The organism is Streptomyces sp. NPDC090083 (assembly GCF_044747445.1).
GTDB lineage: Bacteria > Actinomycetota > Actinomycetes > Streptomycetales > Streptomycetaceae > Streptomyces.
The window spans coordinates 583,375-609,703 of sequence record NZ_JBIVED010000001.1 but is presented as its reverse complement, the minus strand read 5'-3'; the positions used below and the strand labels follow the sequence as shown (position 1 = coordinate 609,703).

Genomic DNA, 26,329 nt, shown 5'->3' with positions numbered 1-26,329 from the left:
GCGTCGCCGGGGGAGTGATCTGCTGGCGAGATCGACGCTGGATGTGGATCCTCCGGCATCACCCTTGACGTCGTTGCGGTCGTCGACCTGCTCATGATCGTTGGTCGATGAGGACATCCCAACGCGCTGGTATGTACAAGTCGGGCCAAGCCGAGCGGGCTGCCCGGTGTAGTTCGTGCCAGGGAGCTGCAACCCTTTCCTCAGCGGCGGCCAGGGACTGTTTGCCCGTGGGCCGCACCGTCAGTTTCATGAACCGTGAGGTCATCACACCCTTGCTGCCCTGCCGCCAGGTCACCTCGGAGAATCGCTGAGCACCCGCCTGGGCCGCGAGGGTGGAAATGGCTCGCGGCGGGGTGCGGTAGCGGGGAAGAGTGGGCGGCCCAAGCCCATCAGCGGACTGGTGCGGCTCGGCATCTTCCGGATGAGCGACTTCCTTCCCTTGCAGGGCCAGGACAAAGGACAGCGCTCGCTCCTTGAGACCGAGCCGGAACGGCGTGCCGACGCCCTAATTGGCGTCGGCGACCACGACCGGAGCCTTCACTTGCCGCCCGGCGAGTGTGTCCAGCAGGCCGAGCGCCAGACGCCACTTCTCCTGATGGCTTGTGCCCTGCGGGACTCCGGCTCTGCCGCAGCGGTCCGGCGCGTCCGTCCACTCCCGGGGCAGATGCAACTGCCAGTTGAGCTATGTCCGAGTCTCTGGTCAACGCCGAGTTGGTCTTCGCGGGAGCGCCACGATGCCTGCCGCGCGGCTGAGCGGCCTTCCGAGGATCCCAGCAGGTCCTCGGAGCAGATCCTCGACCTGCTCCGCGATGAAGCAGACACCGCGCAAGCGGAGTTCTGGCAGCTTCGAGAACTCAGCTGAAGCTGGTTCTCCGTCGGACGCCTCTGGAGAATGGTGCCGTGGAACGGCGGATTGACTTCTGGCGCGAGCGGCAGATGCTCTGTGGGCGCTGCGATCATCGGTGGCGCGTTGATCTGGACTGGATCGAATGGTGGGACCAGGTGAAGGAGACCTGCCCCGGCTGTGGCATGACCTGCGAGCACGAGGACTCGCCCCGGGTGACGATCGACTCCGGCGACCCAGCGCTCGACGACGACAGGGTCGCGCAGTTCTCGTGGTACCACACGAGCACGCAGCCGGACTGGCCGACGCGGCACTTCGACCCGGCAGCCAGCTTGACGGCCGAGACCCGCAGGAGGATGGGTGGAGAGCAGCGGGTTTCCGCGTGGGCCGCGCGTCAGCGGGCGAAGGCCCTCCACGCCGGCACGTACGAGGCCGCTGTCCACAACATGCTGCGTCGGATGCGTGACCAGGCTGACCGGCGCAGCCAGTTCTCTCTGTACCGGGTCCGTCTGAAGCCATCCGTCGTGGTGGGGGAGGGGTGGCTCGTCGACCCCAGCGACTTCGTCGGCGATGTCATGCTCGACGAGGTCTGCCCGCCGGGCGTCGACGTCGCCCGCTACCTCAACTACCACGAGGATCCGGGAGGGCTCTCGCTCGCGCTGGGGAGGGAAGCGATCGCGAGCGTTCAGCGGATCGCAGTTCCGCTCCCCGGCACCTGGGATGGCGACTGGGTGCGCGATGCCGTTGCGGCTCTTGAGGGCGTGAGCGGCACCGCCGTCCCGGCGACCGGCACGCCGGCCCGTTCTATGCGACTGCCATCGGCGCGAGCTGTCCTGAGCCGAGAGCTCGGTGCGTCCCTGGCTGGCGGACTGCCGGTCAACCTCCGGGCCCAGTTCGCGTCAGCTGCGGCGTTTACGGAGGGAGAGGATCCAGAGCAGTGGGCGCGACGGACCAGCGGGCTGTTCGATCTGATCGACGATCCGGCTCGCGTGCTGGCTGCGCTCGACCGGCAGGATCCCCGGGAGGTCTGAGAACGGCCTGTCTGCTCCTGCAGGCAGGAACCCCGGAGGCCGGTGTCGGTCTTCCAGGTTGGCGCCGCCCTGAGTCGAGAGAGCGAGAGCAGGGGCTTTGGGGCTGGCTGCTGTCGCTGTTCGACGGCTCTCTGACGGGGCATCGAGGGAGTGGTGGTGAACCGGCCGACCGCTCCCGCGCCGCTGTTCCGCGTCGGGGACTAGGCGTGCTCGTGTGAGGCCGTGGAGGGCCTTGGCGGAAGCCGATGCGTGTCCCCGGCTGGTACATGGACAGGTCTCGCCGGTGTCTTGCTGGGGGTTTCGGCGGTCAAAGTCGTTATCGTGTCCGGCCGGTGGCAGTAGAAAGTCCTCTCAGGGACGCCACCGGGACTCGAAGATGCCCAGGACGAGCGCCGACGGCTCAATCAGAGTTGGAGGGCTGGGTCGCTCGGCGCTCTTGCCCCGATAGATATGCCGTCAGAAGAACGGCTCAGGCTGAACTTCCGAGGAGCGTCCCTGAATGTGGCTGCTGCTGGTGGGTCGGTTACAGGCGCTTGGCGGTGCGGTCGCGCAGCAGTAGCCACGGACTCGCGTCGGCGCTGCCCGCTCGTACGGCCGGTCCATGCAGCAGTACGGCGAAAGCCGTCCTCTCCGTCTTGTTCGGGGCGGCAGACTTGCCTGGCGCCTCCGGGGTCGGGAATGACCTCGTCATGCCTTTCCAGGCCTTGTCCGCGTTCGGAGTGCTGAGCATCGGCCCTCCCGGGCTCAATAGGGTCATGCAGGGAAGTACACGCACGCGTGCGTGCAGCCCCGGTACGGGTTGACCGTCCACTCGAAGGGCATGCGGGAGGCCCCCGGCACCCGGTTGATGATCGAGCGGGCCCGCACCTCGTGGAAGGTGATCCCGCGGAACTCGGGTGTGTCGAAGGTACGGCTGACCACGGCGTCCGCGCTGAACAGCGCGGCATCGGCCGCCCGGCTGTGGCCGCCGGACTCCGCGGTGAGGTTCTCCCAGCGCATGACGTCTCCTCGGTAGGCCTGCCCATCGAGTGAAACACTTGTTCGAATTGCTGTGCAAGGGGCATTCCCGATCCCCTCCGTCGCCCCGGGCACCCCGATTTGGGCGGCCGTGGGCCGGGGTGGTTGGCTTGCCCCCACCCCGAGAACTCATGTCCTGGAGGAAACCGATGGCGCAGGTCGAGGCGACTACCGAGCGAGTCGTCGCAGCCGACGCGGAGGCGGTCTTCGACGCCCTCGCCGACTACAGCGGCACGCGCGCGAAGGTGCTGCCCGAGCAGTTCAGCGAGTACGAGGTGCGCGAGGGCGGCGACGGCGAGGGCACCCTCGTCCACTGGAAGCTCCAGGCCACCAGCAAGCGCGTCCGCGACTGCCTCCTGGAGGTCACCGAGCCGACCGACGGCGAACTGGTCGAGAAGGACCGCAACTCCACCATGGTCACCACCTGGCGGGTCACCCCGGCCGGCGAGGGCGCGTCCCGCGTCGTCGTGACCAGCACGTGGAACGGCGCCGGCGGCATCGGCGGCTTCTTCGAGCGGACCTTCGCCCCCAAGGGCCTCGGCCGGATCTACGACCTCGTCCTCGAACGGCTCGCCGCCGAGGTCGAGAAGTAGGCCGACTCCGGGACGCGGGCCTCAAAGCCCAACTCCCGAGGGCGTGTTGACGCCCGCGCTCACTCCTCACCGGTTCGAGTGGATCTCCGTTCGAGCCGGGCGTACGCCGTAACTCGTCGCGCTTGCACGCAGTTGTCGCCTAAAGCGGGAATTGTGCGGCAGGTGCGACGAGGGGAGCGGTACGTGGGCGGGACGACTCTGGTGCAGGACGAGCGGGTCCCCGCACCCCCCGAGACACCGGTCCCCGCCCCCGCGGGGAAGGCCGAACTCGGCCCGCGCCGCGTGCGGTTGGTGTTCTTCGGCCTGATGCTCGCGCTGCTGCTGGCCGCCCTCGACCAGATGATCGTCGCCACCGCGCTCCCGAAGATCGTCGGCGAACTGCACGGCCTGGACAAGATGTCGTGGGCGATCACCGCCTACCTCCTCACCTCCACGGTCGGCCTCCCGGTCTACGGCAAGCTCGGCGACCTCGTCGGCCGCAAGAGCGTGTTCCAGTTCGCGATCGGCGTCTTCGTCATCGGCTCCGCGCTCTCCGGCCGCGCCCAGTCCATGGACCAGCTCATCGCGTTCCGCGCGGTGCAGGGCATCGGCGCCGGCGGACTCATGATCGGCGTGCAGGCGATCATCGCGGACATCGTGCCGCCCCGTGAGCGCGGCCGGTTCATGGGCCTGATCGGCGCCACCTTCGGACTCGCCTCCGTGGCGGGCCCGTTGCTCGGCGGCTACTTCACCGACCACCTCTCCTGGCGCTGGTGCTTCTACATCAACGTCCCGTTCGGCGTGGTCACGTTCGCCGTCGTGACGGTCGTCCTCAAGCTGCCGAAGCCCACCGTCAGGGCACGCCTCGACGTCCTCGGCGCGCTGCTCCTCGCCGCCGCCTCGACCTGCCTGGTCCTGCTGACCAGTTGGGGCGGGACCGAGTACGCGTGGGGCTCGCACGTCATCCTCGGACTCGGCGCCGGAGCGGTGGCCGCCGCGGTCCTCTTCCTCGTCGCCGAACGCTTCGCGCCCGAACCCCTCATCCCGCTACGGCTGTTCAAGGACGCCGTCTTCAACGTCTCCGCCCTCGTGGGCCTGGTGATCGGCGTCGCCCTGTTCGGGGCGGCCAGCTACCTGCCGACCTTCCTGCAGATGGTCGACGGGGCGAGCGCCACCGAGTCGGGACTCCTGATGCTGCCGATGATGGGCGGCATCGTCGGCGCGTCCATCATCTCCGGCCAACTCATCAGCCACACCGGCCGGTACAAGATCTACCCCATCCTCGGCAGCGGCCTCGCCACCCTCGGCATGTGGCTGCTCTCCCGGCTGGAGGTCGACACCTCCCGGCTGCAGTACAGCGTCTGGATGGCCGTCCTCGGCGCCGGCATCGGCATGGTGATGCCCGTCCTCGTCCTCGCCGTGCAGAACTCCGTACGCCCCGCCGACCTCGGCACCGCCACCAGCGCCAACAACTACTTCCGGCAGATCGGCGGCAGCGTCGGCGCCGCCATCTTCGGCACCCTGTTCGCCGACCGGCTCACCGACGCGCTGCGCGCCCGGATCCCCGCGGGCAGCGGCCTCCCCGACCCCGAGGCCATCACCCCGCAGCTCGTCCACACGCTGCCTCCCGCGCTGCGCGACGACTACATCCGGGCGTACGCCGACGCCATGCCGCGGATCTTCCTCTACCTGGTGCCGGTGCTCGCCCTCGGCCTGCTCATCGCGATCTTCCTCAAGGAGACCCCCCTGTTGAAAGCTGCAGAGTCCCACAACGCCCCCGCCGAGACCGCGCCCCTCGACAACTCCCCGATCCCGCAGGCCCGTTCGGGATACGCGGCGGGCATCCCGGTCTGCGGCACGGTGCAGCACCCCGACGGGACCGTGGTGCCCCGGGCCGCGCTGACCCTCATCGACGTCTCCGGACAGCAGATCGGGCGCGGCGCCAGCGGCCCGGACGGCCGGTACGCGCTGTCGACGCCCGGCTCCGGGTCGTACGTCCTGATCGCGGCGGCCGGCGGGCACCAGCCGCAGGCGGTGTCCGTGACCGTCGGCGAACGGCCCGTCGAGCTCGACGTCGTCCTCGGCGGCGCCGGACGCCTCGCGGGGAGCGTGCTGACCGCCGACGGCACCCCGGTGCGGGAGGCCGCCGTGACCCTCACCAACGTGCACGGCGAGGTCGTCGCCAGCACCCGCAGCGGGCGCGAAGGGGGCTATGTCATCAGCGAGTTGGTGGCCGGCGAGTACACCCTCGCCGCCAGCGCGCCCGCCTTCCGCCCGGCCGCGCTCCCGGTCAGCGTCCAGGCCTCCCGCGAGACCCGCCAGGACGTCGAGCTCGCGGGCGGCGCCGTGCTGCGCGGCACCGTCAGGGCGAGCGGCGGACGGCCCGTCGAGGACGCGCGCGTCACGCTCCTCGACGCGGCGGGCAACGTCGTCGACACCCTCACCACGGGCCCGGACGGCACGTTCCGGTTCGTCGACCTGTCCTCCGGCGAGTACACGGTGATCGCCGCCGGGTACCCGCCCGTGGCCACCGTGCTGCAAGTAGCGGGCGGCGGACGCACCGAGCGCGATCTCCAGCTCGGCCACGAGGACTGAGCGCCGCGAGGGGGCGCGCGCCGGTGCGACGGGTCGGCACCAATTCCTGGAATGCCACACATCGCCACCGGCCGCCCCCGTAGCGTGGTCGACGGCGGCACAGATCTTCCGGAGCCGTGGGGAGAGAGGGCCTGGGTCATGGACCGTGGCACCGAGCGGGAGACACCTCCCGGCCGCGGGGCCGGAGACGACGTGGTGCTCGGACACACCGCGGCGGGCCGCGTCCCGCTGGCCGTCGTCCTGGTCGACCGCGCCGGACTCGTCTCCCACTGGAGCCGAGGCGCCCGGCGCCTCTTCGGCGTGACCAAGGAAGAGGCCATCGGCCAGACGGCGGTCGACCTGCTCCCCGTCTCCGGCGCGCTGCCCGACGACGAAGAGCCCGGCCCCCAGGGCGTGTTCGCCCACTACGACGGCCTGGGACCCGATCTGGAGTCCTCGCTCGACGGACGCCTGTCCTATCCCGCCGCGGGCCGCGCCCGCCTCACCGTGCCCGAGCGCGACCGCGTGGACGTCCTGTGGTGGGCGTACCCCCTGGTCGGCCCTGGACAGGAGCGGCTCCTCGTGCTCGCCGCCGACGCGGGCGGCCTGCGCGAGGACCTCCCCGGCACGGACGGCGCCTTCGAGCGCATCGCCCCCGGCTTCGCCCTGCACACGGACTTCCCCGGCGCCGACGAACTCGCCCGCAGGCTCCCCGAGATCCTGCCCAGCATGAGCGTCGGCGAGAGCGCCCGCATCGTCGGGCAGGTCCTCGAACTCGGCTATCCCGTCCTGGAGTTCAGCCAGAACGAACGGGTGCCGGTGACCCCCGACTGGGGCGTCGCCCGCCGCGCCGAGCGCAGGGCCCGCCGCGAGCGCGCCGCCCTCGCCGCCGCCGAGGGACGTCCGCTCCCGGACGACGGCGCGGACGAGGGCGAGGACCTCGAATACGTCGCCGTACGCGAGCGGTTGGAGTTCCTGAACGAGGTCAGCGGACGCATCGGCACCTCGCTCGACCTCGCGCAGACCATCATCGAGGTCAGCAAGGCCGTCGTCCCCAAGTTCACGGATGTCGCGGGCACCTACCTCCGCGAACAGGTCGTCGCCGGCGAGGGGTTCCCGGACGGCGTGCCCGACACCACCACCATGTGGCACCGGGTCGCCCTGGAACACACCGACGAACCCGGCCGCTGGGACGACGTCGTCCCCGTCGGCGAGGCCATGCCGTTCCCCGCGCACACCCCGTTCTTCCAGTGCATGACCAGCGGCGACCCCGTCCTCGTGCCGCGCATCAGCGAACAGATGGGGCACATGATCGCCTCGCAGTTCGAGAAGCGCGACATCCGGCCGCTGATCACCGGGCGCTCCATGCTCGTCGTCCCGCTCAAGGCCCGGAACGTCGTCCTCGGCTTCATGATCCTGCTGCGTCACCCCGAGCGCGTCGAGTTCAACGACATGGACCGCGTCACCGGCGCCGAACTCGCCGCCCGCGCGGGCCTCGTGCTCGACAACGCACGCATGTACACCTACCAGGAGTCCGTCGCCGAGACCCTCCAGGACAGCATGCTGCCGCACATCCCGCCGCGCATGGCGGGCTGCGACATCGCCACCCGCTATCTGCCGGGCACCCTGCTCGGCCGGGTCGGCGGCGACTGGTTCGACTCGGTGAAACTCCCCGGCGCCCGCACCGCGCTCGTCGTCGGCGACGTCATGGGCCACGGCCTCAACTCGGCGGCGATGATGGGCCAGTTGCGCACCGCCGTGCAGACCATGGCCGCCATGGACCTCCCGCCCGCCCAACTCCTGCGCAACCTCGACGACCTGGCCCAGCGCCTCGGCGACTCGTACCTCGCGACCTGCCTCTACGTCGTCTACGACCCGATCGCCGGCGAACTCCACCTCGCCAACGCGGGCCACATCCCGCCGGTGATTGTGCACGCCGGGGACGGCCGCAGCGAGCTGCTCGACCTGCCCACGGGCGCGCCCATCGGCGTCGGAGGGGTGCCCTTCGAGGCGATCCGGGTCCGCGTGGAGCCCGGCGACCGGCTCGTGATGTGCACCGACGGTCTCGTCGAGGTGCGCGGCGAGGACATCGGCGTAGGCCTCGCGACGCTGTCCGAGTCGGCCGCGCATCCGGCCGCGTCCATGGACGACGCGTGCGACACGATCATCCGCTCCCTCAACACCCGCGGCGGCCGCAAGGACGACGTCGCCCTCCTGATGGCCCGGCTCAACGGCATCGAGCCGGACGACGTCGCCGAGTGGCGGCTCACCCTCGACCCGGTCGAGGCGGCCCGTGCCCGCGCGGCCGTCGGCGAACAGCTCCACGCGTGGGGCCTCGCCCGACTCGCCGACACCACCGCCCTGTTGGCGGGCGAACTGGTCACCAACGCCGTACGGCACTCCCGTGGCCGCGGGATCACCCTGCGCCTGGTGCGCGGCGACACCCTGCTGTGCGAGGTGGACGACGACGACCCCACCCTGCCGTCCCTGCTCGCGGCGGGACCCGACGCCGAGTTCGGCCGCGGTCTGCACATCGTCGGCGTCCTCGCCCGCGAATGGGGCGCGAGCCGCACGGCCACGGGCAAGACCGTCTGGTTCGAACTCACCCTGCCCCGCCGCTGAACCGCGGTTCACCGGGAGGGAACCGACCCCTTCTCTCCCTCTCCGGCCCCGGCGCACACCGGCGTACACAGATCGAATGTGGGGTGAAGGTATGCGCCGTGCGCTTGTGAGCGGGACCGGGGCGCGATAGACCGTACTCGCCCGTCACTTATGGCGGAAACGGCCTCGCATCCTGGGGAGTTGGGCATGAGCGTGTCGAGTCGGTACCGGGAGGCCTGGGAAGGTTTCTGGCGCGAGGCGCCCGACGGACAGGGGGCCGTCTTCTGGGACGCGGCCCCGGCGCAGACGGTGGGGCTCCATCTCGCCCTGTTCGAACCGAAGTTGCGCGACCCCGGCCTGCAGATGATCGACCTCGGCTGCGGCAACGGCACCCAGACCCGCTTCCTCGCCGACCGGTTCACCCATGTCCTCGGCGCCGACCTGTCCGCCGCGGCCGTCGACCACGCCCGGCAGGCCGACCCGGCCGGACAGGCCACGTACCGGGTGCTGGACGCCACCGACAAGACCGACATCGAGGCGCTGCACGCCGAACTCGGCGACGCCAACGTCTACATGAGGGGCGTCCTGCACCAGACCGACCCCGAGGACCGGCAGCCGCTGGTCGACGGAGTCGCCGCGCTGGTGGGGGAGCGCGGCCATGTCTTCCTCGTCGAACTCGCCGAGGCCGCCCGCCCGCTGCTCGGCGCACTGGCCCAGGACCCGACAGGACCGCCGCCGAAACTCGCTCCGGTCCTCCGTCACGGCATAGCGCCCGGCGAGGTCGCCGACGAGGCGGTGCCCGAGCACCTGCGCGCGGCCGGTCTCACCGTCCTCGCGAGCGGTGAACTCCCCCTCCTCACCACCGAGTTCCGGCCGGACGGCGCACGCATCGAACTGCCGTCGAAATGGCACATCGCGAGCCGCGCGACCTGAGGCGACAGAAGGCGCGTGGAGAAGGCGGGAGAAGGCGGGGAAGAGACGGGGGGAGACGGGGCGGCTCACCGCCTCCCTCTGCCCGCCCTAGCCGAACTGGTGCTTGAGGAACGAGCCGGACCACGCCATCAGGTCCGCGGGCACGTAGTAGCCCTTCTCGTCGTTGATCGCGTCCCAGTTCTTCGCCACGTCCTCGACCGACGCGTCGCCCCCCTCGTGCGCGTACCCCTCCGTGGAGGCCAGGAAGACCCGCGCGAACCGGCCCGCGCCGGCCGTGTAGATCTCCCCGCTCACCGGGCAGTCCTCGTGCGCGAGATAGGCCACCATCGGCGCGACGGCCGCGGACGGCATGTACGGCATGCCCTCCGCGGTCTCGGCGGGCTCCTCCTCGGGGCCGCCGCCCATCCGGGTCATCGCGGCCGGTGCGATCAGGTTGACCTTGATGTTGTGCGGCTCGCCGGCCAGCTTCGCGCTGCGGGCCATGCCGACCGTGCCGGCCTTCGCGGCGGCGTACGAGAGGTTGTTGTCCATGCCGAACATGCCGCTGGACGTGGTCAGGACGACCCGGCCGTAGCCCTGCTCCACGAAGTGCGGCCAGGCGGCCCGCATCGTGGTGAACGAGCCGAGCAGATGGACGGCCAGGTGCCTCTCCAGGTTGTCGAGTTCGATCTCCGGCAGGCCCGCGTACCGGATGATCCCGGCGTTGTTGACGAGGACGTCGATCCGGCCGAAGGTCTCTGTCGCGGTCGCGATGATGGCCTCACCGCCCGCCTGGGTGGACACGTCGTGGGTGTCGGCGACGGCCTCACCGCCGGCCGCGACGATCTGGTCGACGACCTTCTGCGCGGGTCCGGCGTCGGAGCCCTCGCCCTCCATCGACCCGCCCAGGTCGTTGACGACAACCTTCGCCCCGCGCTCCGCCAGCAGGCGGGCGTAGGCGCGGCCGAGGCCGCGGCCCGCGCCGGTGACGACGGCGACGCGTCCTTCGAAGCCGAACTCGCTCATGGGTGACTCCAGTTGTGTGCGGGTGACAGCGTGGGTGGCTACCAGGCGACCGGCAGCTCGTGCAGCCCGTAGGCGAGCGCGTCGTCGCGGCGGAACCTCAACTCGTCGAAACCGACGGCGAGTCGGAGGGTCGGCACACGGCGGTACAACGTGCCGTAGACGACCTGGAGTTCGATGCGGGCGAGCTGCTGGCCGAGGCACTGGTGGATGCCCCAGGCGAAGGCGTGGTGGTGCCGCGCCTCGCGGGAGATGTCGAACCGCTCCGGCTCGGGGAAGGCCGCCGGGTCCCAGTTGCCCGCGGGCAGGGCGACGACGATGCCCTCGCCCGCCCTGATGGTGACGCCCTCGATCTCGATGTCCTCGGCGGCGATCCGCCGCTGCCCGAGCGCCGGGATCGTCAGATAGCGCAGGATCTCCTCGACGGCGTTCGCGACGACCTTGGGGTCGTCCGTCCCGCGCAGCAGGGCCAGTTGCTCGGGGTTCCGCAGGAGCAGGGCGGTGCCCAGGGTGATCATGCTGGCGCTGGTCTCGTGGCCGGCGATCAGCAGGATCATGCAGAGCATGACGGCCTCGGGCAGGGTGACCTCGCCCGCCTTGATCCGCCCGGCGAAGTCCGAGATGACGTCGTCGCTGGGCTGCTCCATCCGCTTCTGCAGCAGCCCGGCCAGATAGCCGCCCAGGGCCTGGTTCGCCGCCCGGTCCTGCTCGGCGGTCTTGTCGCTGCGGGTGGCCAGCGAGGCGTGCTCCTGGAAGAACTCGTGGTCCTCGTACGGCACTCCGAGCAGCGCGCAGATCATCAGCGAGGGCAGGGGCAGCGACAGGGCGGTGTTCAGGTCCGCCGGGTTGGGGCCCGCGAGCATCCGGTCGATCAGCTCGTCGGTGAACCTCTGGATCTCCGGCCGCAGCTTCTCCATCCGGTTGCGCGTGAACGGAGCCGTCATCATGCGGCGGATCCGCGTGTGGTCGGCGCCGTCGGCGTTGAAGATGGTCAGCGGGTGGTGGGGAGCGTTCTCCGCCATCGCCTGGTTCGGGTACGGGAACCCGGGCTGCTTGTCGTCGGAGCTGACCCGCGGGTCGGACAGGATGACGCGCTGCGCGGCATGCCCGGTCACCAGCCACGGGGTGCTGCCGTCCCAGATCCGGCCCCGGGACACGGGCGCCGTCGCGTTCAGGTCGCGCAGTCCGGCGGGCGGGGCGAACGGGCAGGTGCGGTCGCGTGCGCCCGGGTAGTCGAAGAGTTCCGCGTCAGGGGCGGCGAGTTCCGTCTCGGCCTCGGACATGGTCGTTCCTCCAGATGAGGGTGGGGGGAAGGGCGGTGAGGGCGATGTGGGAGGAGGGCGGCGGTCATTCCTCGATGCGGATCGCCAGCGCGGGGCACACCGCCGCGGCGTTCCGCACGTCGTCGGCCAGTTCGGCCGACGGGTTCTCGTCCAGCAGGACGACGATGCCGTCCTCGTCGCGCTGGTCGAAGACGTCCATGGCGGCGGCGACGCACTGCCCGGCGGCGACGCATTTGTCCTCGTCGACGACAACCTTCATGGCAACTCTCCTGATCGTTCCGGGTCGTTCAGTGGGCGGGAGCGGGGGACGGGGAGGGCGCAGGGGACGGGGAGGGCGCGGGGGAGGGGAGCGCGTCGACGATCTCCTGGCGGCGCTGTCTGGCCTGCTTGGGCATGTTCCAGCCGAGGATCCCGGTGACCCGGCCGCCGCTGCGGTACCGCGCGACGAACCGGCGGGCCGCCAACTCCCCGTCCACGATGTCCACTTCGGCATCGGCCGGCAGGAAGCCGTGCACCTGGAGCTTGGCGTCGAACTGGTCCGTCCAGAAGTACGGCACCGGCTCGTACGCCCGGTCGTCGCCGAGGATCGCCCCGGCGACCGCCATGGCCTGCTCGGTGGCGTTGGTGCGGTTCTCCAGCCGGATCAGCCGGCCGAGCCGTTCGTGGTGCCAGCGGGCCACGTCACCGACGGCGTAGATCCCCGGCGCGGCCCGGCAACGGGAGTCGCACACCACGCCGTTGTCGAGTTCGAGTCCGCTGTCGGCCAGCCACTCCGTCGCCGGGCTCGCTCCGATGGCGACCACGACCACATCGGCGGGCAGCACCTCGCCGGTGCTCAACTCGACGCCGGAGATCCGGCCCTGCTCACCGGTCAGCCCCACGACCCCCTTGCCGAGCCGGAGTCGCACGCCCTGTTCGGAGTGCAGCTCCGCCAGCAGCCCCGACACCAGCGGGCCCACCTGGAGGGCCAGCGGTCCCGTCAGCGGGCCCGCGAGAGTGACGTCCAGGCCCAGCGTCCGCGCGGTGGCGGCGATCTCGGAGCCCAGAACGCCTTCGCCGACGACCACCAGACGTGACCCGGCGAGCAGATCCGCGCGCAGGGCGAGCGCGTCGTCGAGGGTGCGCAGCACATGCACACCGGCCAACTCGCCCTGGCCGGGCAGCAGTCGGGGCCGTACACCGGTGGCGATCACGATCGCGTCGGCGCTCAGCGCGCGTCCGGACCCGGTGCGCACGGTCCGGGTCGCGGGGTCCAGGGCGACGGCCGGATCGCCGAGCATGAACGCGGTGCCGAGACCGGACAGCATCTCCTCGGTGCGCAGCGCGGCACGGTCCGGCTCCCAGGAGCCGGAGAGGATCTGCTTGGAGAGGGGCGGCCGGTCGTAGGGCGCGTGCGGCTCGGCGCCGAGCACCGTGATGCGGCCCGGGTACCCCTTGCGCCGGAGGGCCTCCACCGTGGTCAGCCCGGACGCGGAGGCGCCCACCACCAGCACGTGGGCCACGGCCCCGGTGTCGTCCTCGATGCTCATGTTCTGCTCCGTTGCGGCGTCGGTGCGATGGTCGGTGCGGGCGTTCACGCCAGATAGCGCCCGCCGTTGACGCTGAGGGTCTGGCCGGTGACGTAGGCCGCTTCCTCGGAGGCCAGGTACGCCACCGCGTAGGCGATGTCCTCCGGCTCGCCGGCCCGCTTCATCGGCATGGTGGCGGCGGCGGCCTCCACGTCGACCGGCCCCTCGCGGACCAGGGGGGTGTCGATGAAGCCGGGCGGCACGTGGTTCACGGTGATGCCCTGGCCGATGTACTCGACCGCCAGTGCGCGGGTGAGGGCGATGACACCGCCCTTGGAGGACGCGTAGTGGGCCATGGCGGGCGCGCCGGTCTGCGCGGAGGACGAGGAGATGTTGACGATCCGGCCCCAGCCGGCCCCGACCATGTCGGGCACCAGTTCCTTGGTCACGAGGAACGGGCCTTTGAGGTTGATCCCGATCATCCGGTCCCAGGACGCCTCGGAGATGCTCGTGAACGGTTCGTAGGCCGTGATGCCCGCGTTGTTGACGAGGATCGTGACCGGGCCGAGCTCCTCGCGGGTGCGGGCGGCGGCCCGGGCCACGGCCCCGGCCTCGGCCGCGTCGCCGGAGACGGCGAGCGCCGTACCGCCGGACTCCTGGATGGCCGCCGCGGTCTTCTCGGCGCCCTCGCTGTTCAGGTCCCACACCGCGACCGCGGCTCCCCTGGCCGCGAGCACCTTGGCGATCGCCTGGCCGATGCCCCGGCCGCCGCCGGTGACGACGGCGACCTTCCCGTGAAGTGACATGTGCGCTCCTCTTGCGTTCGTGCGCGGTGCCGGAGAACCGGGCACCCGTGGTTCTGCTATTCGCCCAGGGCCTCGCGGGCCGCGGCGCGGGCGGCGACGGCCCGGGGGAAGCCGGTGTACCCGGCGGCGTGGTAGAGGACCTCGGCCAGCTCGTCCCTGGTCACACCGTTGGTGAGGGCGACCCGGACGTGGGTCTTCAGCTCGGTCTCGGCGCCGAGCGCGATGAGGATGCCGAGGGTGACCAGGCTGCGGTCGCGCGGGGCGAGGCCCTCGCGGCCCCACAGCGCGCCCCACACGGTGGACAGTCCGATCTCGACGAGGTCCTCGCCGAGCTTGCCGTCCCGCATGTCGAGATCACCCTCCGCGGGGACCACCCCGGGCAGCGCGGCTCGCAGGGCTTTCAGTCCCGCGACGCGCAGATCGCTGGTTTCCTTGACGTCTTCGGCGCTCATGCCCGACTCCCGGTTCCCGCACGACTCTCGGTTCCTGCGATTGCATTCGTCCCGAACGAAAGTTAGATCAAACGGTCGGTACAATCAATGCCTGTTACGGATATGGCTGGTCCGGGCTCTCTCCGTCCTCGCCATTGATCGGGGCAGGACCCTCATCTACGCTCGGTCTGAATATTCGACCGACTGGTCGAACTATCAAACCAGGGTCATGTGCGAGCCGCAGCCCCAGTCGCCTTGGAGGGCAAATGAGCGAAGCTTCGAACCCGGCGGCCCGGGACCGGGTCGACGTGCTGGTGGTCGGCGCGGGCGTCACGGGGATCTACCAGCTGTACACGGCCCGCGAGGCCGGGTTCTCGGTGCGCCTCCTCGAAGCGGGCACCGGCGTGGGCGGCACCTGGTACTGGAACCGCTACCCCGGGGCGCGCTTCGACTCGGAGAGCTACACCTACGGCTACCTGTTCTCGAAGGAGCTGTGGGAGGGGTGGGAGTGGTCGGAGCGGTACGCGGGCCAGCCCGAGATCGAGCGCTACTTCAACCACGTCGTCGACCGCTTCGACCTGCGGCGCGACATCCGCACCGGCGTCAAGGTCACCTCGGCCGTCTTCGACGAGCCCTCCGGCACCTGGACCGTCCGGGGCAGTGACGGCACCGAGGTCCGGGCCCGCTACGTCGTCGCGGCCACCGGCAACCTCTCGGTGCCCTTCATCCCGAACATCCCGGGACGCGACGACTTCCGCGGCGCGCAGCACCACACCGCGCGCTGGCCGAAGACACCCGTCGACTTCACCGGCAAGCGGGTGGCCCAGATCGGCACCGGCTCCAGCGGGGTGCAGATCATCTCCGCCATCGCCGACGACGTAGCACGACTGACGGTGTATCAGAAGGACGCCGACTGGCTCACGCCGCTCAACAACGGGCCCATCACGCCCGAGGAGCAGGCCGAGTTGAAGGCGAACTTCGAGTCCATCCGCGAGACGCTGAACACCTCGCCGAGCGGCTTCCTGCACCAGATCGTCATGCGCTCCGGCCTCGACGACAGCCCGGAGGACCGCCAGGCGTTCTACGAGGAGCGGTGGAACGGCCCCGGCTTCACCAAGCTGACCGAGCACTACATGGACATGCTGTCCAACGAGACCGTCAACGCCGAGTGGTGCGCGTTCATGGCCGACAAGATCCGCGGCATCGTCAAGGACCCGGAGACCGCGGACAAGCTGATCCCGAAGGGGCACGGCTACGGCGGTCGCCGTCCGCCCTTCGGCACCGGCTACTACGAGACGTACAACAAGCCGAACGTCTCCCTCGTCGACATCAACACGACGCCGATCACCCGCATCACCGAGGACGGCATCGAAACCGCCGACGGTGTCGAGGAGTTCGACGTCATCGTCTGGGCCACCGGCTACGACTTCGGCACCGGCGCCCTCAACCGCCTCGGTGTGCGGGGCCGTCAGGGCCTTCCGCTCAAGGAGTACTGGGCGGACGGCCCGCGCACCTACCTCGGTGTCGCCACCGCCGGCTTCCCCAACTTCTTCTTCCCCGGCGGCCCGCACGGCGCCACCGGCAACAACCCGCGCTACGCGGGCGACCAGGTCGAGATCGTCACCGACGCCCTCGTCCACACCCGCGACCGCGGCTACGACGTCATCGAGGTGACCGAGGCCGCCGAGCGGGAGTGGACGGACAGCATGAACAACAGCACGATGTCCTCCTTCCTGGAGAGCAGCTACTTCTACGGCGGCAACATCCCCGGCAAGCCGGTGAAGCAACTGCTCAACCCGACGGGCCGGTGGGCGCTCCTGGAGGCGATCAACGCCCTGAAGGAGGACGAGTTCCCGACGTTCGTCCTCTCCAAGGCCGAGGCGCCGGACGCCTGAACGCCCGGACGCCCGTGCCGCCCCGGACGTGGGCGGCACGGGCGTTCCAGGTGCCCGCGCGCTACTCCGCGAAGGTCGTCACCCGGCGCCGGAAGCGCCAGACGCCGTCCTCGCGGCGCAGCACGTCGTCGTAGCGCCCGACCATCTGGACGCTCCAGCCGGACTCGCCGCGTGCGAAGAACGCCAGGTTGCTGGTGGCCGTCGCCTCGTCCTCGGTCGCCGAGGTGACGACGGTGTTGGCGATCAGGTGCAACTGCGGTGCCTGGGGCGTGAATCCGCCGAAGCCCTGCCGGATCGCCTCGCGGCCCTCGAACGTGGCCATGCCGACTATCTCGGCGACGCCGTCGGCCGTGTACAGGTCGGCGATGTCGTCGGCCCGTCCGGCGTCCAGGGCTTGGGCGTAGGCGGCGATGGCGGTCTGAACGGCCGCCGTGACGGACGCGTCGATCGTGGTGGTCATCTCACTCCAGAGTCGGGAAGGAAGATCGGGAAGGACTGTCGGGAAGGGGCAACGCGGGTGTGGCCCGCGGCAGTTATGCCTGGTACGTGGTCTTCCTGCGCTGCAGCAGCCAGGTGCCGTCCTCGTGGCGCAGCGTGTCGTCGTAGTGCCCGACCACGCCCACCGCCCAGCCCGCGTCGCCGCGCTGGAGGAAGACCACGTCGCTCAGGGCCCGGGCCTCGTCCTCGCCGGTGGACGTCACGACGGTGTTGGTGACCAGGTGCAGCTGCGGCAGGACCGGTTCCCAGCCCTTGAAGGCCGCGCGGATCGCGTCGCGCCCCACGACCGGGTCCATGCCCGGGATCTCCAGGACGCCGTCGGGCGCGTACTGCGCGGCGACGTCGTCGGTGCGGCCGGCGTCCTGGGCCTGGGTGTGCGCGCCGAGCACGGCCCGTACGCCCGCCACGACCCACGCCTGTGTGGATTCGCTCATTCTTCGCTCCAAGGTCGGGTGTTTCGACCACTCAGTCTATTGATGAGTCGAAGATAAAGGGAGGGGTGCGGGTAGGATTCGTTGACCGATCGGTACAATCCCAAATAACATGCGGGCGGCCGGTCAACGGGGACTGTCGCCGAAGGAGGCGTGATCATGACGAAGCGTTGGAAGCAGCGTCCGCCGGGCTCCACGTGGGGCGATTGGGGCGAGGACGACGAGCTGGGCCGTATCAACCTGCTCACCCCCGAGAAGGTCCTCCAGGGGGTCCGCGAGATCGAGCACGGGATCAGCTTCAGCCTGAGTCTGCCGCTCGACTATCCGGGCGGGAGCGAGCTGAACCAGCGGCGCTACCCCCCGATCCTGCGGCCCACCGAGGACCTCGAACACAAGCAGGACGTCTTCTACAACATCCGGGGCCGGGAGCACTTCTCGCCGCACCTCAACGACGTGTGGTCCGACGACGTGGTGACCCTCTGGCTGCAGTACTCGACGCAGTGGGACGCGCTCGCCCACCAGGGCCAGGAGTTCGACGCCGACGGCGACGGCGTCGCCGAGGCCGTCTACTACAACGGGTTCCGCGCCGACACCGACATCGTCGGACCGCAGGAGGACGCCAAGGGCGACGGCAGCGGCAGCCTCGGCTTCGCCCGCCACCTCGGCCTGGAGCACATGGCGGAGCACGGGGTCCAGGGCCGGGGCGTCCTGATCGACCTGGCCCACCACCTGGGCAACGCCTGGCAGCCGGTCGACCTGAAGACGCTGCGCGAGATCATGGCGGCGGACGACATCGTCGTCGAACCCGGTGACATGCTCCTCCTGCACACCGGGTTCGACACCGCGGTGATGGCCTGGGGCAAGAACCCGGACCCGGTGGGCATCCACACCACGGCCTCCTACCTCGACGCGTTCGACCCGGCGCTCCTGGAGTGGATCGCCGAGTCGCAGATCTCCGCGCTGATCTCGGACAACTACGCCGTCGAGGGCGTGGGCGTCGGCCCCGAGGACAACACCCCGCACTCGCTGCTCCCGATCCACAACCTCTGCCTCTTCAGACTGGGCGTCCCGCTCGGCGAGTTGTGGTACCTGGAGAAGCTGGCGGCCTGGCTGCGCGAGCACGGCCGCAGCCGCTTCCTCCTCACCGCGCCCCCGCTCAACCTGCCGGGGACACAGGGCAGTCCGCTCACGCCGGTCGCGACCGTCTGACGGCTCACGGTCCGCGCGAAAGCCCCCGGGTTCCGACCCCGGGGGCTTTCCCGTGCGCCCGCTCAGACCGCGGCGATCCGCCGCAGCGTCTGCGCGATCGTGTCCCGCGACGGCAGCCACACCCGCTCCAGCGAGGGCGTGTACGGCGCCGGGACCGGCGGCGGTGCCACCCGGGTGACCGGGGCGTCCAGGTGCCAGAACCCCTCGTCGACGGCGAGTGCGGCGAGTTCGGCGCCGACGCCGAAGTCGCGTACCGCCTCGTGCGCGATGACCAGGCGGTTGGTCTTGGCGAGGGACGCGAGGACGGTCTCGCGGTCCAGCGGGGCGATCGTCCGCAGGTCGATCACCTCGACGCTGATGCCCTCCCCGGCGAGCGACTCGGCCGCGGCCAGGGCGTCCTGGACCATCCGCGACCAGGAGACCAGGGTGACGTCGGTGCCCTCGCGGACGACCTTGGCCCTGCCGAGCGGGATCAGGTGGTCGGCCGGCGGCCTCGGGCCCTTGAGGCCGTACTGGAGCCGGTTCTCCACGAAGACCACCGGGTTGGGGTCCTGGATCGCGGCGCGCAGCAGGCCATAGGTGTCGGCCGGGTCGGAGGGCATCACCACGGTCAGTCCGGGGATGTGGGCGAGGATCGCCTCCAGGCTCTGCGAGTGCTGGCTGCCCGAGGAGCGGCCGGCGCCGAACTGGGTGCGGACGACCAGCGGCATGGAGGCCCGGCCGCCGGTCATGAAGCGGAGTTTGGCGGCCTGGTTGAGCAGCATGTCGAGGCAGACGCCGATGAAGTCCATGTACATGATCTCGACCACCGGCTTCATGCCGGCCATGGCCGCTCCCACCGCCGTACCGACGACCGCGCTCTCGCTGATCGGGGTGTCCCGCACCCGGCCCGGGAAGGCCTGCGCGAGTCCGCGGGTCAGCCCGAAGACGTTGCCGCCCGCGCCGACGTCGATCCCGGCGACGAACACCGCCGGATCGGCGGCGAGTTCGTGCTCCAGGGCCAGTCGTACGGCGTCCATGGACCGGAAGATCTCGGCGTCGGCCGGCAGCGGGGCCGGTTCGGGGACCGGGAGGCGGGGCGCGGAGACGTGGTCGTGCAGGGTCTCCGGGGCGGGTTCCGGCAGGCTCCTCGCCCAGTCGACGGCCGCCTCGATCTCCTTGTCGATCTCCTCGTCCACCGCGTCGGCCGCCGCCGCGTCCAACTGGCGGCGGGCCACCAGCAGGGGGTCGCGCTCCTTCGCGGCGGCGACCTCCTCGGCGGGGCGGTAGCGCTCGGGGTCGCCCTCGTAGTGGCCGTGCCAGCGGTACGTCTCCGCCTCCAGCAGCACCGGCCCGCCGCCCGCGCGCAGCCGCGCGACGATCCCGGTCATGGTCTGCGCCACGGCCAGCACGTCGTTGCCGTCCACGTGCTGGTACTCGACGCCGTACCCGGCGGCCCGCGCGGAGAGCGGGGCCCGGTGCTGCTCGGCCTCCGGGGAGAACTCGGAGTAGTGGTTGTTCTCGCAGAGGAAGACGACCGGCAGATCCCATACGGCGGCCAGGTTCACGGCCTCGTGGAACATGCCCTGGGCCACCGCCCCGTCCCCGAAGAACGCCACCACCACATCACCGGCCGCCCGCAGTTTCGCGGCGGTCGCGACCCCGGCGGCGATCGGGAGCCCGGCGCCGACGATGCCGTTCGCGCCGTAGATGCCGAGACCGGGATCCGCGATGTGCATCGAGCCGCCGCGGCCGTGGCAGGTGCCCGCCTCCTTGCCCATCAGCTCGGCCATCATCGACGCCGAGTCCAGGCCCTTGGCCAGGACGTGGCCGTGGCCGCGGTGGGTGGAGGTGATGCCGTCCCGCGGGCCCAGCGGCCAGCAGGCGCCGACGGCGCTCGCCTCCTGCCCGATCGACAGATGCAGGAAGCCCGGGATCTCCGTCGCCCTGTACAGGTCGGACGCCCGTTCCTCGAAGCGGCGGATACGGCGCATCCGCCGGTACATCTCCAGGAGCCGGTCCGTCTGTGCGGAGCCTGTGCCGGTGTGATGCGATGCCTGAGTCATACGGTCCTCGCTTTAATGTACCGTTTGGTCTAGCAAACTAGAGCGACGTCCCCGGGACTGCTTCCCCCAGGCGTGCCACCATCCGGCGCCTGTGCGGACCCGGGACAGCACGCACGTCGTCACGGCAAGGGGAGAGAAGAGATGCCACGACCGCCGGGTCACGGGCCGGGCTTCGAAGTCAGACGCCAGAAGATCATCGACACCGCGGCGTCCCTGTTCGCGCGACAGGGCTACGCGGCGACCTCCATCAACGACCTGGGCCGCGCGGTCGGGCTCGCCAAGGGTGCCCTGTACTACTACATCGGCTCCAAGGAGAACCTGCTGATCGAGATCCAGTCGCGGGTGCTCGGCCCGCTGCTGGCCCGCGCCAAGGAGATCGCGGCCCTCGACGAGGTCCCGCTGCTGCGGCTGCGCCTGCTGTCCGAGTCGCTGCTGACGATCATCTTCCGCAGGCTCGACCACATCTGGGTCTACGAGCACGACTACCGCAGTCTCAGCGGCGCGGAACTGGAGACGGTGCTCGGGCAGCGCTCCGACTTCGAGCTGCTGATCACTGGCCTGCTCACCGAGGCCGTGGAGGAGGGGACCTTCCGCGCGGTCGAACCGCACCTGGCCACCCTCCAGTTCCTCAACCTCCACAACCACACCTACCAGTGGGTGCGGCCGGAGGGCAGCTGGGACGCCGCGTTCCTGTCGGGCGAGTACTGCTCGACGCTGTTCCGCGGATTCGCCGCGTCCGTGGGCGACCTCCCGGACGTCGAGGCCCTGGCCGCCGAGTTCAAGCGGGCCCGGCCCGAACTGCCCCTCGATCCCGAGGCGTTGTGGGAAACGGTCGCCGTGGCGAGCTGACCGGATCCGCGGTGCGCGGTGGCGCACCGCGGACTCCGCCCGCTCACGCGCCCCGGACCAGGGCCCTGGCGATGACATTGCGCTGGATCTCGTTGGTGCCCTCGCCGATCTCCAGGATCTTGGCGTCGGCGTAGAACCGGGAGATCTCCGACTCCCGTACGTACCCGTAGCCGCCGTGGATCTGCAGCGACTGGGAGGCCGCCCGGTTGGCGACCTCGGAGGCGTACAGCTTGGCCATCGCGGCCTCCGTGCTGTGCGGGCGGCCCCGGTCGGCGAGCCAGGCGGCCCGGTAGACCATCCACCGGGCGGCCTGGTACTCCGTGCCGATGTCGGCGATCTTGTGCGCGACGGCCTGGAAGTCCGCGAGCGGACGCCCGAACTGGTGCCGTTCCCTGGCGTGCCGGACCGCGAGCGCCAGCGCCGCCTTGGCCAGGGAGAGGCTCAGCGCCGCCACGCTGATCCGGCCGCCGTCGAGCACGGACAGGAACTGGCGCAGGCCGTTGCCCTCCTCGCCGATCAGATGGTCGTCGGAGACCCAGCAGTCGGTGAACACCAGCTCCCGTGTGTCCATGGCGTGCCAGCCGAGCTTCTTCAGCCGGGCGCCGACGGTGTAACCCGGCGTGCCGGTCGGCACGTAGAAGGTCGCGTACTCCTTGCGTCCGTCCGCGCCCTTCCCCGTCGTGGCCAGCAGGGTGACGCCCTGGCTGATGTCGGTGCCCGCGTTGGTGATGAACATCTTGGTGCCGTTGATCACCCAACCCCCGTCCGCGCGGCGGGCGGTGGTCGCGATGCCGGCCGCGTCGGAGCCCGCGTCCGGCTCGGTCAGCCCGAACGCGCCGATCGCCTCCCCCTTGGCCAGCGGTGTCAGCCAGCGGCGCTTCTGCTCCTCGGTGCCGTACGCGAGCAACGGCAGCGTGCCGATGGTCGAGTGCGCGTTCCACGAGGAGGCCACCGACTGGTCGGCGGCGCCGAGTTCCTCCATCACCGCGACGTAGGTGACCGTGTCCGAGCCCGCCCCGCCGTACTCCTCGGGCACGAGCATGCCCATCAGGCCGAGTTCGCCCAGCTTGGTGAAGACCTTGGTGGGGAAGATCTCGTCCTCGGACCACCGGGCCGCGTGGGGCGTGATCTCGTTGGCCGCGAACTCGCGGACCATGTCCTGCAGAGCGAGGGTCTCCTCGGGCAGGTCGAAGTCCATGTCACAGTCCCTTCGGGGTCAGCAGCACCTTCAGGTGCCTGGCCCGGTCGGCGGCCAGGTCCTCGAAGACACCGGCTCCTCCCGAGAGCGGAAAACGGCCGGTGATCAGGGCGGAGGCGTCCAGGCGCCCGGTGCTCATCAGATCGATCACGCGCGGGATGTCGAAGGTGTAGCCGAGCGTGCCGACCACCGACCGCTCGTAGAACACGAGTTGGCCCATGTCGAACTCGACGCTGCCGTGCCCGACCCCGGCCAGTACGACCCGTCCGCCCCGCCGCACGGTCGAGACGGCCTGCCCCGCGAGCGCGGGCACGCCGGTCGCGTCGATGACCACGTCCGGGCCGATGCGGTTCGTGCGCAGGAACACCTCGCGCCGTACGTCCGTCTCGCGCGGGTCGAAGGCCTCGGTGACGCCGATGCCGAGCAGCATCTCGCGGCGCCCGGCGAGGGGTTCGCTGACGAACAGGCCCGCGGCGCCCGCGATGTGGGCGGCCAGGACGACGGCCACGCCGATCGGGCCGCCGCCGACGACCAGGACGGTGTCGCCCGGCTTGACCCCGGCCCGGGTCACGGCATGCAGGCCGACCGCCAACGGCTCGGCCACGGCGGCGAGTTCGTCGCTGACGTGGTCCGGGAGACGGGTGAGGCCGGCCAGCGGCACGGTGACGCGTTCCGCGAAGCCGCCGGGGGAGGCGAGGCCGACCGACCCGCTCCTGGGACAGATGTGGTACTCGCCGCGCGTGCACCAGAAGCAGGTGCCGCAGCGCCAGACCGGGTCCGCGGTGACGCGGTCGCCGACGGTGATGCCCGGCACGTCCGCTCCCAACGCGACCACGGTGCCGCTGAGTTCGTGGCCGAGGGCGAGGGGTGGCTTGCTGCCGGTGAGGGGGTGGGGACCCTCTCGGATCATGTGCGGGCCTTCCAGGTACTCGTGCAGGTCCGTGCCGCAGACTCCGCACCACGACACCTCTACGACGGCCTCGTGCGGAGCGGGGTCCGGTGGTTCGGGTACCTCTTCGAGACGCAGGTCGTGCGCACCGTGCCAGACGAGTGCCTCCATGTTTTCCGCCCCTTTCGTATCGATGTCGGCCGCGGCCCGGTGCGGGCCGGTCGCGCGGTTCCCCGCGCCCTCAAGGGGCGCTCTTCCTGTCCCTGTCGAGGAACGAGCGGAGGCCCGTCGTCGCGTCCTCCGTGCCGAACACCCCGGTGAACAGGGCGCGTTCGAGGGCCAGGCCGGCCGCCGTGCTCGCGTCCGTGCCGTGGTCCACGGCCTCCTTGATGGCCTCCAGGGCGGCGGGCGGGCCCTCGGACAGCCGGCGGGCGTAGGCCAGGGCGGCGGTCAGCGCGGAGCCCGCGGGGACCACCTCGTCGACCAGGCCGAGCCGCAGCGCCTCCTCCGCGTTCACCCTGCGGCCGGTCATCAGCAGGTTCTTCGCGCGGGCCGGACCGATCAGCCGGGCCAGGCGCTGGGTGCCGCCCGAGCCCGGCATGATGCCGAGCCGGACCTCCGGCTGGCCGAGCACGGCGTCCTCGGCGGCCACCCGGTAGTCGGCGGCCAGGGCCAGTTCCAGGCCGCCGCCCAGGGCGTAGCCGGTGACCGCCGCGATCACCGGCATGGGCAGCCGGGCGACCTCGTCGAAGGTGCGCTGCAGGGCGCGGTTCCAGCCGCGGATCTCCTCCGGGCCCATCGCGGCCAGGGCCTTGACGTCGGCGCCGGCGGCGAAGAGCCGTTCGCCGCCGTGGAGCACCACCGCCCGTACGGCGGGGGAGTCGGCCAGCCCGCGTACGCAGGTGGCCAGTTCCTCTCTCTGGAGGGTGTCGAAGGCGTTCATCGGCGGGTTGTCGAGGCGGACCGTGACGACCGGTCCGCCGGTGTCGAGCCGGATGCGTGGCACGAAGAACCCTCCTCGTCGGCGAAGCGACTTTGCGTGTGCGCGGACGGTTGTCGTCGCGGACGCGCCGTCGTACAGTGCGGCTCCCAGGTTTTATAGACCAAGGGGTACACTAAATCTTGGGAGCGGGCAACCGACCGGTCGGGACATTTCCGGCCGCCGAGCGAGAGAGTCGCCGTGCACAATTTCGCGAGCATCCTCGACCACCACCTGGCCCAGCGCCCCGACGCCGTGGCCGTCACGCAGGAAGGACGCAGCCTGACGGTCCGTCACCTGCACGAACGGGTGCAACGGCTGGCCGCCGGGCTGGCCGAACTGGGCGTCGGACGCGGCGATGTCGTGGGCCTGCTGCTCTACAACCAGCCGGAGTTCCTGGAGCTGGTCTACGCGGTCAATCAGCTCGGCGCGGTCTTCCTGCCGCTCAACTACCGCCTCTCGGAAGAGGAATGGCAGTACATCCTGGGACACGCCCAGGCCAAGGTGATCGTCACCGAGCCGGAGTTCGTGCGGGCGGTGGAGCGCAGCGCGGGCTGTCTCACCGATCTGGAGCACCGGGTCGTGGTCGGCGGCGACCTGCCCCAGGAGCCGTGGATCGGCTACGAGGAACTGCTCGCCCGGCACAAGGGCGAGCGGGTCGAGCCCGTGGACGTCGGCCTCGACGACCTGCAACGCCTCATGTACACCTCGGGCACCACCTCACGCCCCAAGGGCGTCCGCATCACCTACGGGAACCTCCAGGCCAAGAACCTCGCCCACATCGTCCACTTCGGTCTGACCGCGGCGGACACCACCCTGGTCTGCGGGCCGCTCTACCACGTGGGCGGTCTGGACATGCCGGCCCTCGGCGTCCTGTACGCGGGCGGCGGTGTCGTGCTCCAGCGCAGGTTCGACCCGCAGGCCGTGCTGGCGGAGATCGAGAAGCACCGCGTCACCAATGTCTGGCTGGCGCCCGCCATGGTCAACGCGGTCCTGGAGGTCCCCGACCGCGAGGAGTACGACACCAGCTCCGTCCGCTTCATCCTCGGCGGCGGCGAGAAGACCCCCGAACCGGTGCTGCGGCGCATCATGACCGCGTTCCCGAACGCCTGGTTCGCCGACGCCTACGGCCTGACCGAGACCGTCTCCGGCGACACCTTCCTCGACCGCGAGCACGCGCTGTCCAAACTGGGCTCGGTCGGGCGTCCCGTCCCGCACACCCGCGTCCGGATCGTCGACGACACCGGGGCCGAGGCTCCCGCCGGTGAACTGGGCGAGATCACCCTGCGCGGGCCGAAGGTCTTCGCCGGGTACTGGCGCGACGAGAAGGCCACGGCGGCGGCGATCCGGGACGGCTGGTTCCACACCGGGGACATCGGACACGTCGACGAGGACGGCTTCCTCTACATCGACGACCGCAAGAAGGACATGATCGTCTCCGGCGGCGAGAACATCGCCACGCCCGAGGTCGAGCGGGTGCTGTACGAGCATCCGGCCGTGCTGGAGGCCGCGGTGGTCGGGATCGACCATCCCCGCTGGGGTGAAGTCCCGCGCGCCTTCGTGGTGTTCAGGCCGGGCGAGAGCGCGGGACCCGAGGAGCTACGGGAGTTCTGCCGGGCGCGCCTGGCCAAGTTCAAGGTGCCGGCCCGCTTCGACATCGTCGACGAGCTGCCCCGCACCCCGTCCGGCAAGGTCCTCAAGCGGACCCTGCGCGACATCCCCGCGGAGGGCTGA

The 26,329-nt window shown here is 70.8% G+C and carries 22 protein-coding genes and 2 pseudogenes; 9 read left to right on the top strand and 15 right to left on the bottom strand.

Features of this window, described 5'->3' with window-relative positions; all coding sequences use genetic code 11:
* Nucleotides 1-91: 91 nt before the first annotated feature.
* A pseudogene (locus ACIPTO_RS02515) lies at nucleotides 92-670 on the bottom strand (transposase).
* A gap of 230 nt (nucleotides 671-900) precedes the next feature.
* Here ACIPTO_RS02515 and ACIPTO_RS02510 point away from each other — a divergent pair.
* The gene (locus ACIPTO_RS02510; RefSeq protein WP_401188830.1) at nucleotides 901-1,875 is read left to right on the top strand and encodes a hypothetical protein; all 975 of its coding nucleotides are present in this window, start codon (nucleotides 901-903) and stop codon (nucleotides 1,873-1,875) included.
* A gap of 523 nt (nucleotides 1,876-2,398) precedes the next feature.
* On the opposite strand, the gene ACIPTO_RS02505 is transcribed toward ACIPTO_RS02510, so the two are convergent.
* A complete protein-coding gene (locus ACIPTO_RS02505; RefSeq protein ID WP_401188827.1) occupies nucleotides 2,399-2,605 on the bottom strand; it encodes a hypothetical protein in 207 nt (68 codons plus the stop codon).
* Nucleotides 2,606-2,640: 35 nt separating this feature from the next.
* Nucleotides 2,641-2,874 (bottom strand): annotated as a pseudogene (locus tag ACIPTO_RS02500) (radical SAM protein); the annotation flags it as partial.
* A gap of 167 nt (nucleotides 2,875-3,041) precedes the next feature.
* On the opposite strand from ACIPTO_RS02500, the gene ACIPTO_RS02495 reads away from it, so the two are divergent.
* The 4 genes from ACIPTO_RS02495 to ACIPTO_RS02480 all read left to right on the top strand — a co-directional run bounded on the left by ACIPTO_RS02495 (nucleotide 3,042) and on the right by ACIPTO_RS02480 (nucleotide 9,572).
* Nucleotides 3,042-3,485 carry an SRPBCC family protein gene (locus ACIPTO_RS02495; RefSeq protein WP_366311639.1) on the top strand — a complete coding sequence of 148 codons (444 nt, stop codon included), beginning with the start codon at nucleotides 3,042-3,044 and terminating at the stop codon, nucleotides 3,483-3,485.
* A gap of 183 nt (nucleotides 3,486-3,668) precedes the next feature.
* On the top strand, nucleotides 3,669-6,059 hold the full coding sequence (locus ACIPTO_RS02490; protein ID WP_401188824.1) for an MFS transporter: 2,391 nt from the start codon (nucleotides 3,669-3,671) through the stop codon (nucleotides 6,057-6,059).
* A 138-nt stretch (nucleotides 6,060-6,197) separates the two neighbouring features.
* Nucleotides 6,198-8,660: a SpoIIE family protein phosphatase gene (locus ACIPTO_RS02485; RefSeq protein WP_401188821.1), complete on the top strand. Its 2,463-nt coding sequence runs from the start codon at nucleotides 6,198-6,200 to the stop codon at nucleotides 8,658-8,660.
* 186 nt (nucleotides 8,661-8,846) lie between these two features.
* Nucleotides 8,847-9,572: a class I SAM-dependent methyltransferase gene (locus ACIPTO_RS02480; protein ID WP_366311633.1), complete on the top strand. Its 726-nt coding sequence runs from the start codon at nucleotides 8,847-8,849 to the stop codon at nucleotides 9,570-9,572.
* Nucleotides 9,573-9,659: 87 nt separating this feature from the next.
* Here ACIPTO_RS02480 and ACIPTO_RS02475 read toward each other — a convergent pair whose 3' ends face one another.
* The 6 genes from ACIPTO_RS02475 to ACIPTO_RS02450 all read right to left on the bottom strand — a co-directional run bounded on the left by ACIPTO_RS02475 (nucleotide 9,660) and on the right by ACIPTO_RS02450 (nucleotide 14,623).
* A complete protein-coding gene (locus tag ACIPTO_RS02475; RefSeq protein ID WP_401188817.1) occupies nucleotides 9,660-10,577 on the bottom strand; it encodes an SDR family NAD(P)-dependent oxidoreductase in 918 nt (305 codons plus the stop codon).
* Nucleotides 10,578-10,615: 38 nt separating this feature from the next.
* Nucleotides 10,616-11,857, bottom strand: coding sequence for a cytochrome P450 (locus ACIPTO_RS02470; protein WP_401188815.1), 1,242 nt, complete (start codon nucleotides 11,855-11,857; stop codon nucleotides 10,616-10,618).
* A 64-nt stretch (nucleotides 11,858-11,921) separates the two neighbouring features.
* Nucleotides 11,922-12,116, bottom strand: coding sequence for a ferredoxin (locus ACIPTO_RS02465; protein ID WP_401188812.1), 195 nt, complete (start codon nucleotides 12,114-12,116; stop codon nucleotides 11,922-11,924).
* A gap of 28 nt (nucleotides 12,117-12,144) precedes the next feature.
* Nucleotides 12,145-13,386: an NAD(P)/FAD-dependent oxidoreductase gene (locus ACIPTO_RS02460; protein WP_401188809.1), complete on the bottom strand. Its 1,242-nt coding sequence runs from the start codon at nucleotides 13,384-13,386 to the stop codon at nucleotides 12,145-12,147.
* Between the two features lie 44 nt (nucleotides 13,387-13,430).
* Nucleotides 13,431-14,171: an SDR family NAD(P)-dependent oxidoreductase gene (locus ACIPTO_RS02455; protein WP_401188806.1), complete on the bottom strand. Its 741-nt coding sequence runs from the start codon at nucleotides 14,169-14,171 to the stop codon at nucleotides 13,431-13,433.
* A gap of 56 nt (nucleotides 14,172-14,227) precedes the next feature.
* On the bottom strand, nucleotides 14,228-14,623 hold the full coding sequence (locus ACIPTO_RS02450) for a carboxymuconolactone decarboxylase family protein (protein ID WP_401188803.1): 396 nt from the start codon (nucleotides 14,621-14,623) through the stop codon (nucleotides 14,228-14,230).
* Nucleotides 14,624-14,868: 245 nt separating this feature from the next.
* On the opposite strand from ACIPTO_RS02450, the gene ACIPTO_RS02445 reads away from it, so the two are divergent.
* Nucleotides 14,869-16,497: a flavin-containing monooxygenase gene (locus ACIPTO_RS02445; protein ID WP_401188800.1), complete on the top strand. Its 1,629-nt coding sequence runs from the start codon at nucleotides 14,869-14,871 to the stop codon at nucleotides 16,495-16,497.
* Nucleotides 16,498-16,558: 61 nt separating this feature from the next.
* Here the strand turns inward: ACIPTO_RS02445 and ACIPTO_RS02440 are convergent, their stop codons facing one another.
* Together ACIPTO_RS02440 and ACIPTO_RS02435 are read right to left on the bottom strand one after the other, a co-directional pair.
* Nucleotides 16,559-16,957, bottom strand: a complete 399-nt coding sequence (locus ACIPTO_RS02440) for a nuclear transport factor 2 family protein (RefSeq protein WP_401188798.1) — start codon at nucleotides 16,955-16,957, stop codon at nucleotides 16,559-16,561.
* Between the two features lie 73 nt (nucleotides 16,958-17,030).
* The gene (locus ACIPTO_RS02435; protein ID WP_366311615.1) at nucleotides 17,031-17,429 is read right to left on the bottom strand and encodes a nuclear transport factor 2 family protein; all 399 of its coding nucleotides are present in this window, start codon (nucleotides 17,427-17,429) and stop codon (nucleotides 17,031-17,033) included.
* A 156-nt stretch (nucleotides 17,430-17,585) separates the two neighbouring features.
* Here ACIPTO_RS02435 and ACIPTO_RS02430 point away from each other — a divergent pair, with 156 nt between their 5' ends.
* Nucleotides 17,586-18,635, top strand: a complete 1,050-nt coding sequence (locus ACIPTO_RS02430; protein ID WP_366311613.1) for a cyclase family protein — start codon at nucleotides 17,586-17,588, stop codon at nucleotides 18,633-18,635.
* 62 nt (nucleotides 18,636-18,697) lie between these two features.
* Here the strand turns inward: ACIPTO_RS02430 and ACIPTO_RS02425 are convergent, their stop codons facing one another.
* On the bottom strand, nucleotides 18,698-20,680 hold the full coding sequence (locus ACIPTO_RS02425) for a pyruvate dehydrogenase complex E1 component subunit beta (protein WP_401188794.1): 1,983 nt from the start codon (nucleotides 20,678-20,680) through the stop codon (nucleotides 18,698-18,700).
* Nucleotides 20,681-20,821: 141 nt separating this feature from the next.
* On the opposite strand from ACIPTO_RS02425, the gene ACIPTO_RS02420 reads away from it, so the two are divergent.
* On the top strand, nucleotides 20,822-21,529 hold the full coding sequence (locus ACIPTO_RS02420; RefSeq protein WP_401188791.1) for a TetR/AcrR family transcriptional regulator: 708 nt from the start codon (nucleotides 20,822-20,824) through the stop codon (nucleotides 21,527-21,529).
* A gap of 43 nt (nucleotides 21,530-21,572) precedes the next feature.
* Here the strand turns inward: ACIPTO_RS02420 and ACIPTO_RS02415 are convergent, their stop codons facing one another.
* The 3 genes from ACIPTO_RS02415 to ACIPTO_RS02405 form a co-directional block, all read right to left on the bottom strand.
* On the bottom strand, nucleotides 21,573-22,727 hold the full coding sequence (locus ACIPTO_RS02415) for an acyl-CoA dehydrogenase family protein (protein WP_401188788.1): 1,155 nt from the start codon (nucleotides 22,725-22,727) through the stop codon (nucleotides 21,573-21,575).
* Nucleotide 22,728: 1 nt separating this feature from the next.
* Nucleotides 22,729-23,787 (bottom strand): 2,3-butanediol dehydrogenase, encoded by a 1,059-nt coding sequence (locus tag ACIPTO_RS02410; RefSeq protein ID WP_366311605.1) that lies wholly within the window; start codon nucleotides 23,785-23,787, stop codon nucleotides 22,729-22,731.
* 70 nt (nucleotides 23,788-23,857) lie between these two features.
* Nucleotides 23,858-24,622 (bottom strand): enoyl-CoA hydratase/isomerase family protein, encoded by a 765-nt coding sequence (locus tag ACIPTO_RS02405; RefSeq protein WP_401188785.1) that lies wholly within the window; start codon nucleotides 24,620-24,622, stop codon nucleotides 23,858-23,860.
* A 174-nt stretch (nucleotides 24,623-24,796) separates the two neighbouring features.
* On the opposite strand from ACIPTO_RS02405, the gene ACIPTO_RS02400 reads away from it, so the two are divergent.
* The gene (locus ACIPTO_RS02400; RefSeq protein ID WP_401188782.1) at nucleotides 24,797-26,329 is read left to right on the top strand and encodes a long-chain fatty acid--CoA ligase; all 1,533 of its coding nucleotides are present in this window, start codon (nucleotides 24,797-24,799) and stop codon (nucleotides 26,327-26,329) included.